This window comes from Nostoc sp., from assembly GCF_036917435.1.
GTDB lineage: Bacteria > Cyanobacteriota > Cyanobacteriia > Cyanobacteriales > Nostocaceae > Nostoc.
On sequence record NZ_JBALDM010000023.1, the window covers coordinates 143,115 to 157,419 of the forward strand.

Annotated in this window: 17 protein-coding genes and 1 pseudogene; 11 read left to right on the forward strand and 7 right to left on the reverse strand. The window is 39.7% G+C overall.

Annotated elements, in window-relative coordinates; all coding sequences use genetic code 11:
• Nucleotides 1-68: 68 nt before the first annotated feature.
• Nucleotides 69-407, forward strand: coding sequence for a HigA family addiction module antitoxin (locus V7K98_RS10305; RefSeq protein ID WP_335021363.1), 339 nt, complete (start codon nucleotides 69-71; stop codon nucleotides 405-407).
• 212 nt (nucleotides 408-619) lie between these two features.
• On the opposite strand, the gene V7K98_RS10310 is transcribed toward V7K98_RS10305, so the two are convergent.
• Nucleotides 620-1,084, reverse strand: a complete 465-nt coding sequence (locus V7K98_RS10310) for a hypothetical protein (RefSeq protein ID WP_335021365.1) — start codon at nucleotides 1,082-1,084, stop codon at nucleotides 620-622.
• Between the two features lie 391 nt (nucleotides 1,085-1,475).
• On the opposite strand from V7K98_RS10310, the gene V7K98_RS10315 reads away from it, so the two are divergent.
• From V7K98_RS10315 to V7K98_RS10350, 8 genes and pseudogenes are all read left to right on the forward strand, one after another.
• The gene (locus V7K98_RS10315; protein ID WP_335021367.1) at nucleotides 1,476-1,700 is read left to right on the forward strand and encodes an addiction module protein; all 225 of its coding nucleotides are present in this window, start codon (nucleotides 1,476-1,478) and stop codon (nucleotides 1,698-1,700) included.
• Nucleotides 1,697-1,993 carry a type II toxin-antitoxin system RelE/ParE family toxin gene (locus V7K98_RS10320; protein WP_334858860.1) on the forward strand — a complete coding sequence of 99 codons (297 nt, stop codon included), beginning with the start codon at nucleotides 1,697-1,699 and terminating at the stop codon, nucleotides 1,991-1,993. Before V7K98_RS10315 ends, V7K98_RS10320 begins: the two co-directional genes overlap by 4 nt.
• Before the next feature lie 297 nt (nucleotides 1,994-2,290).
• On the forward strand, nucleotides 2,291-2,707 hold the full coding sequence (locus V7K98_RS10325; protein ID WP_335021369.1) for a XisH family protein: 417 nt from the start codon (nucleotides 2,291-2,293) through the stop codon (nucleotides 2,705-2,707).
• A complete protein-coding gene (locus V7K98_RS10330; protein ID WP_335021372.1) occupies nucleotides 2,695-3,036 on the forward strand; it encodes a XisI protein in 342 nt (113 codons plus the stop codon). Before V7K98_RS10325 ends, V7K98_RS10330 begins: the two co-directional genes overlap by 13 nt.
• A gap of 221 nt (nucleotides 3,037-3,257) precedes the next feature.
• A pseudogene (locus V7K98_RS10335) lies at nucleotides 3,258-3,510 on the forward strand (type II toxin-antitoxin system HicA family toxin).
• Nucleotides 3,510-3,845 (forward strand): type II toxin-antitoxin system HicB family antitoxin, encoded by a 336-nt coding sequence (locus V7K98_RS10340; protein WP_335021402.1) that lies wholly within the window; start codon nucleotides 3,510-3,512, stop codon nucleotides 3,843-3,845. The pseudogene V7K98_RS10335 and the gene V7K98_RS10340 overlap by 1 nt, the downstream one beginning before the upstream one ends.
• Before the next feature lie 131 nt (nucleotides 3,846-3,976).
• Nucleotides 3,977-4,324, forward strand: coding sequence for a DUF6883 domain-containing protein (locus V7K98_RS10345; protein WP_335021374.1), 348 nt, complete (start codon nucleotides 3,977-3,979; stop codon nucleotides 4,322-4,324).
• A complete protein-coding gene (locus V7K98_RS10350) occupies nucleotides 4,321-4,545 on the forward strand; it encodes a DUF4926 domain-containing protein (protein WP_335021376.1) in 225 nt (74 codons plus the stop codon). Before V7K98_RS10345 ends, V7K98_RS10350 begins: the two co-directional genes overlap by 4 nt.
• 123 nt (nucleotides 4,546-4,668) lie before the next feature.
• On the opposite strand, the gene V7K98_RS10355 is transcribed toward V7K98_RS10350, so the two are convergent.
• The 4 genes from V7K98_RS10355 to V7K98_RS10370 all read right to left on the reverse strand — a co-directional run bounded on the left by V7K98_RS10355 (nucleotide 4,669) and on the right by V7K98_RS10370 (nucleotide 9,190).
• A complete protein-coding gene (locus tag V7K98_RS10355; RefSeq protein WP_335021378.1) occupies nucleotides 4,669-5,082 on the reverse strand; it encodes a type II toxin-antitoxin system VapC family toxin in 414 nt (137 codons plus the stop codon).
• On the reverse strand, nucleotides 5,069-5,329 hold the full coding sequence (locus tag V7K98_RS10360) for a DUF2281 domain-containing protein (RefSeq protein ID WP_335021380.1): 261 nt from the start codon (nucleotides 5,327-5,329) through the stop codon (nucleotides 5,069-5,071). Before V7K98_RS10360 ends, V7K98_RS10355 begins: the two co-directional genes overlap by 14 nt.
• 229 nt (nucleotides 5,330-5,558) lie before the next feature.
• On the reverse strand, nucleotides 5,559-6,446 hold the full coding sequence (locus tag V7K98_RS10365) for a serine/threonine protein kinase (protein ID WP_335021382.1): 888 nt from the start codon (nucleotides 6,444-6,446) through the stop codon (nucleotides 5,559-5,561).
• A gap of 530 nt (nucleotides 6,447-6,976) precedes the next feature.
• On the reverse strand, nucleotides 6,977-9,190 hold the full coding sequence (locus tag V7K98_RS10370) for a phosphoketolase (protein WP_335021383.1): 2,214 nt from the start codon (nucleotides 9,188-9,190) through the stop codon (nucleotides 6,977-6,979).
• A 305-nt stretch (nucleotides 9,191-9,495) separates the two neighbouring features.
• Between V7K98_RS10370 and V7K98_RS10375 the strand changes: the two genes are divergently transcribed.
• Nucleotides 9,496-10,878 (forward strand): cytochrome P450, encoded by a 1,383-nt coding sequence (locus V7K98_RS10375; RefSeq protein ID WP_335021384.1) that lies wholly within the window; start codon nucleotides 9,496-9,498, stop codon nucleotides 10,876-10,878.
• On the opposite strand, the gene V7K98_RS10380 is transcribed toward V7K98_RS10375, so the two are convergent.
• Nucleotides 10,826-11,185: a hypothetical protein gene (locus tag V7K98_RS10380; protein WP_335021386.1), complete on the reverse strand. Its 360-nt coding sequence runs from the start codon at nucleotides 11,183-11,185 to the stop codon at nucleotides 10,826-10,828. The two genes, V7K98_RS10375 and V7K98_RS10380, sit on opposite strands and share 53 nt — an antisense overlap.
• A gap of 99 nt (nucleotides 11,186-11,284) precedes the next feature.
• On the opposite strand from V7K98_RS10380, the gene V7K98_RS10385 reads away from it, so the two are divergent.
• Nucleotides 11,285-12,670 (forward strand): AtzE family amidohydrolase, encoded by a 1,386-nt coding sequence (locus V7K98_RS10385; RefSeq protein ID WP_335021388.1) that lies wholly within the window; start codon nucleotides 11,285-11,287, stop codon nucleotides 12,668-12,670.
• Nucleotides 12,671-13,039: 369 nt separating this feature from the next.
• On the opposite strand, the gene V7K98_RS10390 is transcribed toward V7K98_RS10385, so the two are convergent.
• On the reverse strand, nucleotides 13,040-13,774 hold the full coding sequence (locus tag V7K98_RS10390; protein WP_335021390.1) for an HAD family hydrolase: 735 nt from the start codon (nucleotides 13,772-13,774) through the stop codon (nucleotides 13,040-13,042).
• Nucleotides 13,775-14,305 lie beyond the last annotated feature (531 nt).

Consider the following 14,305-nt stretch of genomic DNA (forward strand, 5'->3'; position numbering starts at 1 on the left):
AAATGTTTTGAAAATCTCCAAGCGCGATTTATGTAAATTTAGTTCAATCTCAGCTAATTTTATAGTGTATGCATGATGTTCGTCTTGAGGAGAATATGGATAATTGGCAAGATATTACTGATACTAGATTAGTAATACCAATACATTCTGGTGAAGTAATTGCAGATATTTTAGATGATTTAGATATTAAGACCGCAAATTTTGCAGAAGTTTTAGGAGTATCTAATCAAGCAATTCAGGAGATTATTAATCGTCAAACATCAATTACAGTAGACATAGCAATACGTCTTGGTAAAGCTTTAGGAAATGGCCCAAGACTTTGGCTTAATCTTCAGCAAAAAGTTGATCTTTGGGATGCTTTGCAAAGCCATAAAGAAGAATATGAGCAAGTAATGACATTGGTTTAGAAGAAATTGTGAAGAATTGTTTTTTGAATAATTGAAATTTACAGCAATTTTCACAGTAAAGTAACCAAATTTTTAAATCTCACGCATTCGTACTTAGGCATTCCCGCAGGGTAGGCGCAAAGGAAGAAAGAGATTCATTGATAATGCGTTATATTATGTAGTGACAGATGAAATATAATTTGTATGTAGTTCATCTGTGGTATTTTTTTATTTCAATTGCTACTAATTTTTTGCACTTCACCCGCAGCAATTGATGGATCTTTTTTTGAGCGCCATGCAAACTCCAACTTTTTAGTTGATACTCGCTTGAGTGTAATTATTCCATAGTCAATACAGTTACCATAAGTAATATCTTCTAATAATTCAATAGCATTATTATTTACACGATTCAGAGTTAATTCTCCGCCACACTGAAGGGAAGGATATGCAGTTGTACCAACGATTGTATCAACATTTTCAGCAATCAATGTCATCAAGATAGACCACTGAGTATTGTTATTCTGAATTGCACTACCACGCCAAACCCCTACATATCCAGAAGGTAAAATGTTGGTAGTTTGTGCTGTAGCTACGCTTTCTAACCTATTTTCTGAACCTGTTAGTAAAGTGGGTGTAACTATAAAGCATATTGTAAATATTATAATTACAATAATGCGAATATGACGCTTTATCAGCATTAGTTAAACTCCTTCTATAGTTAAAAATCTTATAACACTAAGTAGTTTGTACTTTAATAACAACATAATAATACTGCATATAAATAGTATTAAGTATTAAGTTTGATAAAATTATCAAAATCAAACAGTCGCTTTTTCACAACAGGCGATGTCTAACGACAAGCCCGGAGGTAGAGCGTCTCCGGCTTTGCGCTACACGTCTACGCTTTATTTTTGAGGTTTTCTGTAAGGCGATCGCTTACTCTTCCCCAACACGCGATCGCTCACAGGCAAGTTATGAAGTTTTTAGACAGTTAAATTGTCAGTTGCAGCGTTCAATTTGATGGACAAAATCTTCTCCGTTATATTTGAGGTGTACCAGTCGCTTACTTTTTACTCTAAATTAATCAGCATGGATATCACAGCTACTTTGAACGAAATTGCAACTCTGAGTGTTGAAGATAGAATCTGTATTGTGCAGGCAATTTGGGATAGCATCGCAGATGAGCAAGTTTACCCTGATTTAACCGATGCACAGAAGCAAGAACTCGATCGTCGAATAGCTGATTCCGATTCAAATCCAGACAACGTGCTGACTTGGAAGGAAATCAAAGCATCAATTAAGGGACAGCAATGAATTATGTCCTGGTATTTCGCCCAGAGGTTCAAGAAGAACTCAATGAAGCATACAGTTGGTACGAGAGCCAGAAACCTGGTCTGGGCGATGAGTTTTTGGATTGTGTAGACGAGACGGTGAATCTAATTTGCCAGATGCCAGAATCCTATGCAGTTGCCTACCGTGATATTCGACGAGCAATAGTACGACGATTTCCCTATGCTGTGTACTATCGAATTGTTTCGAGTCGAGTAATAGTGACAGCAATTTTTCATGGTCGCAGAGATCCAAAATCGTGGCAGACGCGAACCTAACGCTTAGATATTGCACCATTCTAACGACAAGCTGCTTCTCTACGAGAGCCTACGCCAACGCGTTTACGCACTTTGGGCGATTTTGGGGGGTGTAGATTGCGATCGCGCCCAATCTTCCATAACAAGCGATGTCTAACGACAAGCCGCTACGCGTCTACGCTTTATTTTTGAGATTTTCTGCAAAGCGATCGCTCTTTGGGAGTGTAATTTTAAGGGGATGAGATATTGAAGTTCTCGGACAGTGAGTATAATTATAATAACTGAACTTAATATCTAGCCAATATTACTACGAAGGAAATGCCAGCAAAAGACATTTACCATGATGCTGTTAAAAATGCCTTAATTAAAGATGGCTGGACAATTATAGCTGACCCTTATTTTTTGCAGTATGAAGATGCAGAACTTTATGCTGATTTATTTGTAGAAAAAGCCTTATTAGCAGAACAAGAAGGACGAAAAATAGTTGTAGAAATCAAGAGTTTTATCAGTCCTTCTCCCATGAGAGATTTTGAAAATGCTCTAGGTCAATATATTCTATACCGCGATATTTTACAACTAGCCAGTAAAAACTATAAAATTTATCTAGCAATCAGAGATACAGTATTTGATACTTTCTTTCAAAGAAAATCTATTCAAGCAGTAGTTAAACTTCAGGAAATTGAATTTATTGTTTTTAACAATGAAAGGGAGGAAATTACTTTATGGATAAATTAACACAATATCGAGAGTTAATTAAACAGGTGCTAACTGAATATGATAATTTATCTCGTCAATCACCTGATAAAATTGCTGAAAATTGTTTAGTATTTGATGAAAATCACGATCATTATCTCTGGTTAACTGTAGATTGGCAAGGTAGCAAAAGACTTAAATATACTCATATTCATATTCGGATTAAAAATGAAAAAATTTTCATAGAAGAAGACTGGACAGAAGAAGGAATAGCGACTGAATTAATTAAATTAGGTGTAAGTAACAACGATATTGTGTTAGCTTTTCAGCCTCCAGATGTGAGAAAATTTACAGAATTTGCAACAGCTTAGTAAATTATTGTTCTACTCAGGCGATCGCTTTATTTTTGAGGTTTGCTGAAAGGCGATGTCTACGACGGGCTATTCGGTGTCGCACTCACTCTTTCATAACAAGCGATGTCTAACGACAAGCCGCTACGCTTCTATTTTTTTAACGATATCATAATATGATATCATTAAATCTGTGCCTATATTCAACTTAACTGTAAGATGGCTGTAATTGTATTGATTAAATGGATCTCAATAACAAACAACGTCAGATTTTAGAGTTAATTTTTACAAATACTGTACCATCTAATATTCTTTGGAAAGATATTGAAAGTTTATTTATAGCTCTCGATGCTGATATTACTCAAGGTAGAGGTTCGCGTGAAATTAAATGATGTGAAAGCTGTTTTTCACGAACCGCATCCTCAAAATGAGACAGATAAAGGAGCAGTCAAATCTGTTAGAGAATTTTTAATTAAGGCAGGAATTAAAATATGATGACTTATAAAGGATATACAGCTAGTATAGAAGTAGATGTAGAAGCGGGAATACTTTTTGGCCAAGTCCTAGATATTAATGACGTAATTACCTTTAAGGCAAAAACTGTAGACGAAGCGCGTCAAGAATTTCAACTTTCTGTTGATGATTATCTTGCTTTCTGTGAAGAACTAGGAGAGGAGCCTGATAAACCATTCTCTGGTAAACTTCCATTCCGCACAACTCCAGAACACCACCGCAAAATATTTATTGCTGCTAAAAAGGCTGGCAAAAGCATAAATGCTTGGATGGATGAAATCTTAACTGGTGCTGCGGATAAAGTAATCAATACTTAAAGTCAATCATTCTAAATATGTTTTTCGCTAAAGTGCATTTGCCTTTGGTATTTTTATGGGAATATTCAAATTTAAATTTTTCTATAGTTTATGCGAGATGCTAAAGAAAATAAGAATGTAGGAGAGGCGGGTTGAAACTGCCGAATTATGAACTAGCAGTTGTGCCACAGCGAAAAGTTACTGAGTATCTGTTGTCGCCAACTCACCCCGATGGACGCAGCAAGGAAAAATTTTTTACTGCGTTTGGTTTTTCAGTAGAGGATTGGGAAACTCTTGCTAAAGCATTACTAAATCATGTTGGTGATAACGATGTTACAAAGATTGAAGATTCACCATTTGGAACTCGATATGCTGTAGAAGGTAGACTGCTTTCACCGGATGGTAGAAACCCTTTGATTCGTTCGGCTTGGTTTATTGAAACAGGGGAAACTATTCCTAAGTTTGTTACTTCATACCCACTGAAATGGAGAGAAGAATGATTCAAGAACTTGATAGAGTTATTCTGACTAGTAATATCCCAGAATATAGTTTAGAAGAGGGTGATATAGGTACAGTAGTTTTAGTACATCAGGGTGGCAAAGGATATGAGGTCGAATTTGTCACATTGGATGGCGAGACTGTGGCAATTGTTTCACTCTACAGCGTACAAGTACGTCCCATTGGTAGAAGAGAAATTGCGCGATCGCGCCTAATAAATTAATCTGAACAGTGTAATGTATATGATAGTCTGTATCTACACATAATTACGATCGCTTACAGTCCGAATCGTTGGGGTGGGGTAATAAATATCAGGTAATGGTGGGTTAAGCTATTTATAATTAGCTCAAAATAAGAGATTTTCAAAAGGATAACTTTGCTTCCAACGATAGGTATTAAAATCACGCTTATCTACTGAAAAAATGCGTCCATGCCCCAAATGCTCTGCTAAAATTACTAGGGAGGCATCAGCCAAATCCATTGGAAGATCAGCATATTTTTTCATTAATTCAATAATTCGAGCAGTATGGTGAAGTTCTAAATTAAAAATTGTAAATAATTCTTGTTGCAGACTATTTAAAAAAGTAATTTCAGCGTCAATTCCCTTCCGAGTTAGCAAAAGATAACAAGTTTCTGTTACAACAGGCCATGTTGTAATTAAAGGTTCATTATATTGTTTTAAAGCTTGTTTTGCTCTTTCGTGGTAAGTGTCTTTTTTATCAATAAGAGCTAACCAAAATCCTGTATCAACTATGATCATATTTAGTTGTCAATGTATTAGATAAAACTTCTTTATAAGTTGTTGATAAATCTTCGTCAACAGAACAACAACCAATTAAGCCAATTTCATCAAACTTTTCATAGAGAGTTTTTTCTTGACTATGATTTTCTGATTCTGGTTGAGCATAACGTTTTTTGAGTAACTGAATAAAATCAAGTAATAATATTTGAGCTTCTTCTGGTAAAGTATCAATATCTCTAGATATTTCTTCAAATTTAATTACCATAATTAACTCCTAAATTGAGGAAATTTTTTGGGATGACACTATTATAGACTAATTCTAAGCTTGGGTGAGGTGACGCGATCGCGCCTGATAAATTAATGTGAACAGTGCGATCGCATTTCCTCAAATCATCTTACTAAGTACTTAACGACTGAAGTCACGGATATACGAATAAAACCTGCAAAGGCAGGTTTGTAAAAGGAAAATATTGCTTACTTTTACCAATTATTGATTACTGCTGTAATTTACTTGCCTGTGATATTTCACGCCAAAAATCGAGGGCTGTTTGGGTTCTGTCAGCAACGTGCCTACGTAGCGCTCTTGCTATTGCATACTTATATGGTGAAGAGAGGCTTTCTGCTAATTGGCGTGGCTTTCCTGCCAATATTTCTTCATCTGTAAAAGATGGAATATCTCCAATTAATAAACTTAATAATAATAACCCTGTGTGGTATATATCTACCTGTCGTCCAATCCTCCCATATTCTTCGGGAGCAAGAGATTCTGGAGGCCGCATCCATTCTGCAAGTATGGTATTAAAAATATTAATATCATTTTCTAATCTACTTATTCCTAAGTCCCCAATTTTGAACATAAAAACTGGCTCTTTATTTGGAATTAACCTATCGTACATCAATGACACAAAAACATTTCCAGAATGGATATCTTTGTGAACGTACCCAGCGCTGTGCATAAAGTGAATTCCACATAATAGCTCTCGTGCAAGGCATGGTAGCAAAATCTCACCTGCTAAATCTGGCATCTCAAGCAACTCTTTAAGCGTACAGTGACAACGCTCTATAATCAAGTAAAAAGTATTACAATACTCAAAGGCATCATACACATAAGTAATATTTGGATGACGTAAGTCCACTAGCTTATTTAACTCTTCTGACCATTCTTGCTGAACCTGCTCATAACTGCGGTTTTGAGGCACAAGAACTTTAGCTACTAGTTCATTTTCCCACTCATCTTGACATTCATATACCCTGCCGAAGGAACCTTGTCCTATACTTTCACCAATTAAGTATTGATTAATAACATTTCCAGGTTGAGGGGGGTGAAAAAACTTTGGTAGCTGGAATTTTCGGGAATTAATCATTAGTGGCTTTAGCCTCATTATTAAAACCCCCATAATAGCAAATACCCACCCAAGAAATCACTTAGGTGAGCGTATTAGATGATATTATATGTATTCAGCCTTAATGCACTAACACGATCGCACTTCTCATCAAGCCTCTACAGCGAATCCATTAAACGCCATGCTTTCCATAAAAATATCGCGTTTGATCCTGGCTTGTGAATTCCTGGCTTGTGAATCAAGTTTTGAACTCGTAAACTAGCTTTTGTGACTTGAAAAGCAGCTTTTGTGACTCGTAAACTAGCTTTTGCGACTTGAAAGGCAGCTTTTGTGACTTGAAAACTAGCTTTTGCGACTTGAAAAGTGCTTTTATGACTTGAAAAGCAGCTTTTGCGACTTGAAAACCTGTTAATTTTAAAGAATTGCAGCAAATCTAACTACATTTATTTATAAACTAATCTCATGCCTTAGAAATTCTCATAAAAAACGCAAATATACGCATTTACATACGTATATTTGCGATAAAATTAAAGCAGACGATGCCTACAGCTGGCTACGCCTACGCAGTCTTAATGCACTAATGCGATCGCACGTTTCGTCAAGGCTTCAGCAGTCAATCCATTAAACGCCATCAACTCGCCAGCACTTGCGGTAGTCTCCCCACGCTTCCACGCAAAAGTATCGCGCTTGGCTGTAGTCCGCAACAGGATGGGTTCTAACATCGCCGCAGCCCCTCCTGTAACAGCAATTAGCGCATCGCCATCAAATAATTCGGCAAATTTGGCATCATCTAAGAAACCGCCTTCGGGTTCAGAACAAGTATCCCATGCAGTATCATGGCTACGGTACAATTGCCGAGGATTGATGATAGAAACTATCTTGACACCAATACCTTCAGTTTCTAAGAAAGCCGCAGCTTCAAATACTGGCATTAATGTTAAATCGCCAATCACAGCAAATACAACTTGTTTATCACCAGCGATTTCATGTAATAGCACTGCACCATCGCGCAACGCCTGACGAGTTTGTTCTAAAGTTGTACGAATTGGTAGCGGCGTTTTACTTGCAGTAATTACAATTCCCTTATTCTTAGTTTTCAACGCCCAGTCATAACAGGCTTGAATACTATTAGCATCAGGCGGAAATAATGGGAAAACATTTCCATTTCGCATCAACGAAGCAAAGTAAGCTTCAATTTCTGGACGTTGGTGAGTCCAACCGTTACGCCCTTGCTCTAATGCACCTGCTGTGAATAAAGTAATAGTTGAGGGAGTTTGACGGCGTAATTCTGCCATTGATTGAGTTACAGTTTGCCAAATTGGTAATCCGTTGATGGCAAAAGATTCATAAGAACACCACAAAGTTCTCGCACCCATTAACGCTAAACCCGCAGCTAAACCGGCACAAGCATCTTCACTTAATGGTTCATAAACTTGTCCGTTTGGTGCTTGATTATATAAGTCGTCGGTTGTGGGGTGGATAATCTTTAATGCTTGGTTTATGTTGGCAATTCCAGATGCTTCGTTACCGTCGGCGTTGGTGACGAGGAAATTCTGGTCTTTCTTTCCAACTATTCCTACCAATCGTCCCATTGCGGTTGTGGAAACTTTGGCTTCACCTCCAACTGCATATTCTTCTAAAGGTAATTCGCCTAATTCTGCTAATGGGAATTCAAATTCTGTCACTACAGTTTTCGCTGCTGGGCCTCCGCCGGCGCGTTCGGCATTTGTTCTGACTAATTGCCAAGCATCCGCAGATAAAGCACGGGTTTGCAATGCACTAATAATATGCGGCGCATCTAGCGTATCTTTAGGATACAAGTTGTGAGATTTTGCACCCCGCGCGTGAACTCCTGCACCTTTGAGTTGTTTAATAATGAAGACGGTAAGTTTACCACCCAGTGCCGATCGCGCGGCTTGATCTACACCCGAAAGTACAGCTTGGGTAAATGCTAGGCGTTTCTCGAAGGAAAAGGCAGTACTATCAACGTAATCGCCTGGTTGGTTTTGATCGTCAAAATCTTTGGCATCAACTAATACGACTTCATCAAAACCGTTACCTTGCCAATATGCTTGCATCTGTTCATTGGTTTTGAGTGAAACCATGCTGTGATGTTCTTGGCTGTAACCGTTCCACACCAACACTGGTAAGAAGTTGGTGACAGCAGGATAAGCAGTATGGAAATGTGCGATCGCACTTACAATATAAGGCTCACCTAATCCACCATCCCCAACTGTAAAGGGGAATAACTTATCTTTGTGTAACAGTGCAGCCGCCATTGCAAAGTGTTGCCCTTGTCCCAAAGGCCCCGCAGGTGCGAGAATACCGGGAATGAAACCAGAAAGGTGTCCTAATAATCCGTGCTTTTCTCGGAAGCGATCGCGCAATTGTTGGACTGTAAAAATTCCCATGTCTTCTAGCGAACGATCCAAGAACATGGCACTATAAAATCCGGGGGCGTGGTGTCCCACTTCAGTAATAATGTTCTTGTATCCCAGCATGACAAGAGATGCGTAAGCTTCTGCTTGGCTGGCGAATCCGCCGGGATGCCCAGAAGCTTTGCTAGCGGTAACTTGCAAAGTCAGGTAGCGCAGGGCATCGGCAGCTAGTAAGGTTTGATATACAGCTGCTTTATCTGTAGGTGATGCGATCGCTATTTTGCCCGACTCGATAGCAGATGTTGCACCATAAGTTTCAAAATCTGGTAACGCTTCACCAAAATATTGAATTCCTTCAGAAAAATTGGGAAGCGCTGAAGATGCTTTTGGGGAGATTGCAGTCATGCTGAGTACCTTATGACGATGAGATGAAACTGTAGATGCTCGTTGAATTTAACAAAAATTTTACATCTTTCAGGTTGTAACAGTTTATTGCTTTTTTGCAACGTTAGAATAAGTACTTTAAATGGTTAAGTAGGTAGACGTAATTAAATATAAGATCAAACCTCACCCTCAATCCCTCTCCTTAGTAAGAAGAGGGAAGCCGGAGGTAGGGTGAGGTTTGATATTTAATTTGATCCACTTACTTACGCAACCAAAATTTCAGTTAGTTTAAGTAACAAAAAGATATTTAAGTAGCAAAAAAAATTATGAAATTACCAAATGGGCCGCAAATCCCAGTCGTTTTACAAATGCTGCGCTGGATTGCTAATCCAATGTCATTTATGGAAGCTTGCGCCAAAACTTATGGGGAAACTTTTTCTATCAGGTTAAACAAAAATTCTTCTCCTTTGGTGATTGTCAGCAACCCCCAAGCGATACAGCAAATTTTGACAACTGATACCAAGGAATTAGAAGCGCCTGGCGAACTGAATCGGACGTTTGAATTTTTACTGGGTAAGAATTCTGTGATTACCATTAGCGGCGCAGAACATCAGCGCCAACGGCAGTTATTAATGCCTCCCTTTCATGGCGAAAGAATGCGAAATTATAGCGAGGTGATTACCGATGTTACCCAAAATGTCATCAGCCAATACCAGATAGGTAAACCCTTTAATATTCGTTCTGCTACCCAAGCCATTACTATGCGGGTGATTATGCAAGCTGTGTTTGGGCTACATGAAGGGACTCGCGCCGAAAAACTACAGCAATTCTTGGGTGAACTTTTAGAAAAGGCCAGTTCTCGGTTAATTGTAGCTTTGCTTTATTTCCCAGCTTTACAAAGAGATTTTGGCCCGATTAACTTCTGGGGAAAGCAAATGCGCCGTCAACAAGAAACTGACGAACTCATCTACGAAGAAATTCGGGAACGTCGAGAAAAACCAGATTCATCACGCACAGATATTCTTAGCTTACTCATGGCCGCTAAGGATGAAGCAGATCAACCCATGACTGATCAAGAGTTGCGCGATGAATTGATGACTCTTTTAGCCGCCGGTCATGAAACCACAGCGACAGCCTTAGCATGGGCTTTTTACTGGATTCACAAAGTACCATCAGTGCGGCAAAAGCTACTACAAGAATTAGATAGTTTGGGTGATAATCCAGATTCCAGCGCTGTTTTCAAGTTACCTTATCTCAACGCTGTTTGCTCCGAAACATTGCGGATTACTCCAGTGGGTATACTAACTTTTCCCAGGGTAGTAAGAACACCAATTTCGTTAGGCGGTTACGAATTAGAACCGGGTACAGTCGTACTTGGTTCCATTTATTTAACCCACCACCGGGAAGATATTTACCCAGAACCTAAGCAGTTTAAGCCAGAACGCTTTTTAGAACGGCAATTTTCCCCTTATGAATATTTGCCCTTTGGCGGTGGTGCAAGACGTTGTATTGGTCTAGCTTTTGCCCAGTTGGAAATGAAGTTAGCACTTGCTAACATCCTTTCTAGCGTGGAATTAGAATTAGTTGACAATGGTGAAATTCGACCTAAACGCCGTGGTTTGGTGACAGGGCCAGATCGTCCTATCCAGATGATTATCAAAAGTCAACGTCGGGTGAAGTCTCCCGTTCTCCAGACAACCACTGTTTGATGCTGCGGAGGTTGATTGAGGTAAAGGGATGTAAATTAGAGTGCGATCGCAAAATTATTGCATAACAGGTCGATGCATTGACATAACAAGTCGATGTATTGGCATAACAAGTCGATGTATTAGCATAACGAGTCGATGCATTGGCATAACAAGTCGATGTATTGGCATAACGAGTCGATGCATTGGCATAACAAGTCGATGTATTGGCATAACAAGTCGATGTATTGGCATAAAGCACTTCTAACAAATAAATTACCCAATTCTTGTGGGGTGGGCATCTTGCCCGCCCATATACAAAGGCGGGCAAGATGCCCACCCCACAGGAAATAGTTGAGTATTTTTTTATTTGGAAGTCCCTTAAGGCTAAAACTCTTAGCTAAACGCGCTATATCTAAAATATTTGAGCATGAATTTTGATTCAGCCGATGCCATAACAATATCAACTGCTGTACGCGAAGGTAAAGCTAGCGCTGTGGAAGTTACTAAAACTGCATTAGCACGAATAGCAGCACGGGATTATCAACTCAACTGTTTTACGGCTGTGACTGCTGAGGCGGCTTTAGCAGATGCAGCACGCATTGATCGAGGAATTGCCGAAGGTAATAATCCAGGAATTCTTGCGGGTGTCCCTTTTGCGGTGAAAAATCTTTTTGATATCGCTGGTTTAACGACTCTGGCGGGATCGAAAATCAATGCAGAAAAACCAATAGCTACCCAAGATGCAACCGCAGTAGCCAAGCTGAAACAAGCGGGTGCAGTATTGGTTGGCGCTTTGAATATGGATGAGTACGCTTATGGGTTTGTGACGGAAAATTTCCATTACGGTGCTACTCACAACCCCCATGATTTACAGCGAGTTGCTGGTGGTTCATCAGGTGGTTCGGCGGCGGCTGTTGCTGCTGGGTTAGTACCTCTGACGCTGGGTTCTGATACGAATGGTTCAATTCGGGTTCCGGCGGCGTTATGTGGCGTTTTTGGTTTTAAGCCAACTTATGGAAGGTTATCTCGGGCTGGGGTAGCTTTATTTTCTAGCAGTTTTGACCATATTGGCCCTTTTGCGCGATCGGTGCAGGATATTGCGACAGTCTTTGATGTGCTTCAGGGAGAAGACGATCGCGATCCAATTTGCACAAAACGTCTGCCTGAATTGGTTGTACCACAACTTAAGCAAGATATTTCTGATATTAGAATTGCTATTGCCAGCGATTATTTTACCCAAGGTGCAGAACTAGAAGCTTTAGCAGCAGTGCAAAAAGTCGCTGATGCTCTAAATGTCAGTGAATATGTGATAATCCCAGAAGCACACCGCGCCCGTGCAGCAGCCTTTGTGATTACAGCCAGCGAGGGTGCAAATCTACATTTGGAAAATTTGCGATCGCGTCCCCAAGATTTTGATCCAGCAACACGCGATCGCTTTTTGGCTGGGGCGTTAATTCCTAGTGGTTGGTATCTCCAAGCACAAAGGTTTAGAAGATGGTATCGCGATCGCATTCAAGAAGTGTTTCAAAATGTGGATGTGATTCTTGCCCCAACTACACCAATTTCCGCACCACTAATTGGCCAAGAAACTATGATTTTGGATGGGGAAGAAATTCTTGTCCGTCCTCATTTAGGGTTATTTACTCAACCATTATCTTTTATCGGTTTACCCGTTTTATCAGTACCAATCCAGCGTCCCAATGCTTTACCATTGGGCGTGCAATTGATCGCAGCACCATATAATGAAGCGTTGATTTTACGGGTTGCAGCTGCGTTAGAAATCAAGGGTGTAATTTCAGCACCAGTAGTTTAGCTATGTTAAACCAAGGTTGTTTTCCCGCCCTGTAATAAATTATATTGATTGCTTATATAGCGCTTCCCGATCTATTGAAGTATATCTTAAAACCTCACCCCTAACCCCTCTCCTCGGTGTACACACAAGTCATCGAATTACCCAAAACAAAGGAAAAACCTCACCCTGTCTTATCTTTAATCCCTCTCCTTAATAAGGAGAGGGACAGGTTTTACGTAGTAAAACCAGGGTGAGGTTTCTTAGGGGCCATAAGACTTGAACGCAAATCACCTCACCAAAGACTTGTGTGTACACCGTAGCCTTGCTAAGGAGAGGGGAGATAAATTAAAGTCAAATGATATTAAACCTTCTATAAATTCGCCAAGGTTGCTAATCTTCTAAAATCTGGATTTCATCAAGTTGATTAATCACCACATCCGCCCCCCGGACGTTATCTGACTTACCCACCCAAGTGATACCAATACAACCTGCGGCTTTGGCATTACGCGCCATTTGCATATCACCAACTGCATCACCTACCATCAATGTAGCACCCGGTTCAACTCCCAAAGCTTGACAAGCTTGCAAAAATAGCACTGGATCTGGTTTACTCGGCCCTTCATCTACTCCCATTTCCAACTGCATATAATCACTTAATTGGTGATGCGCTACAAACTTATTTACTTCATCGGTTGTTGCAGCTGAGAGGATACCGAGTTTCAAGCCTGCTTTCCGTAAATATTTCAACAAGTCTAAGCTACCCACAAATAGCGGTGAAGGAGTTTGTTCAATGTATTTTTCTGCTTCATCCAAAGCTTTACGGGCTATTTTTAAGGATTCAAACCATCCTTTTCCCGTTTCAGCAATATATGCAGCAGCCGCAACTTCTGTTTCGCGGCGACTCGCTACCGATATCAAACCCGCCGGATCTAAAAGATTGCCATTGATGCCAAATGCCATTAACAAGGGTTCCCCAGTTCCAGGGATTTGAGCATCTATTAATCTTGTTGCCTTTTGTGCTAGCGATCGCAAATAAGTTTCAGAATCTTCTAGAGTACCGTTTTTGTCAAACAAAATTGCCTGGATATTATCAAAAGTAATATTTTTACATTTAATAGTCACCACAATATTTCACTCCACTTATTTAGTTATGAATTATAAGTTTTTATTCCAAACCCCTGTACAGAAGCGATTAAGTAAGTGGATCAAATTAAACATAAAACCTCACCCTGCCTCCGGCTTCCCTCTCCTTACTAAGGCTACGGTGCATACACAAGTATTTAAGAAACCTCACCCTGATTTTACTACGTAAAACCTGTCCCTCTCCTTACTAAGGAGAGGGATGTCCAATCTTTGACAGGGTGAGGTTTTTCTTTTTTTTTGGGTAATTCGATGACTTGTGTGTACACTGTAGCCTTACTAAGGAGAGGGATTGAGGCTGAGGTTTGATCTTATTTGATCTTATATTTAATTACGCCTACCTACTTAATCGCATCTCTTCCTAATTCTCCATATAAAAAAAGAGGGAAAAACCCTCTTTATATAATTATTTAATACTCTTACGTGAAGTACCCCTTTTTGCTTCGCTGAAAAAGGGGCTTCCAATTTCAACTACAGCAATGACGGTCTTATTCGTCTCTTGGGTTTCCCGTATCT

Bases quoted from the DNA above. Each gene is read 5' to 3' on its own strand.
- V7K98_RS10305 (WP_335021363.1), top strand. From the start codon at position 69: ATGCATGATGTTCGTCTTGAGGAGAATATGGATAATTGGCAAGATATT.
- V7K98_RS10310 (WP_335021365.1), bottom strand. From the start codon at position 1,084: ATGCTGATAAAGCGTCATATTCGCATTATTGTAATTATAATATTTACA.
- V7K98_RS10315 (WP_335021367.1), top strand. From the start codon at position 1,476: ATGGATATCACAGCTACTTTGAACGAAATTGCAACTCTGAGTGTTGAA.
- V7K98_RS10320 (WP_334858860.1), top strand. From the start codon at position 1,697: ATGAATTATGTCCTGGTATTTCGCCCAGAGGTTCAAGAAGAACTCAAT.
- V7K98_RS10325 (WP_335021369.1), top strand. From the start codon at position 2,291: ATGCCAGCAAAAGACATTTACCATGATGCTGTTAAAAATGCCTTAATT.
- V7K98_RS10330 (WP_335021372.1), top strand. From the start codon at position 2,695: ATGGATAAATTAACACAATATCGAGAGTTAATTAAACAGGTGCTAACT.
- V7K98_RS10340 (WP_335021402.1), top strand. From the start codon at position 3,510: ATGACTTATAAAGGATATACAGCTAGTATAGAAGTAGATGTAGAAGCG.
- V7K98_RS10350 (WP_335021376.1), top strand. From the start codon at position 4,321: ATGATTCAAGAACTTGATAGAGTTATTCTGACTAGTAATATCCCAGAA.
- V7K98_RS10355 (WP_335021378.1), bottom strand. From the start codon at position 5,082: ATGATCATAGTTGATACAGGATTTTGGTTAGCTCTTATTGATAAAAAA.
- V7K98_RS10360 (WP_335021380.1), bottom strand. From the start codon at position 5,329: ATGGTAATTAAATTTGAAGAAATATCTAGAGATATTGATACTTTACCA.
- V7K98_RS10365 (WP_335021382.1), bottom strand. From the start codon at position 6,446: ATGAGGCTAAAGCCACTAATGATTAATTCCCGAAAATTCCAGCTACCA.
- V7K98_RS10370 (WP_335021383.1), bottom strand. From the start codon at position 9,190: ATGACTGCAATCTCCCCAAAAGCATCTTCAGCGCTTCCCAATTTTTCT.
- V7K98_RS10375 (WP_335021384.1), top strand. From the start codon at position 9,496: ATGAAATTACCAAATGGGCCGCAAATCCCAGTCGTTTTACAAATGCTG.
- V7K98_RS10385 (WP_335021388.1), top strand. From the start codon at position 11,285: ATGAATTTTGATTCAGCCGATGCCATAACAATATCAACTGCTGTACGC.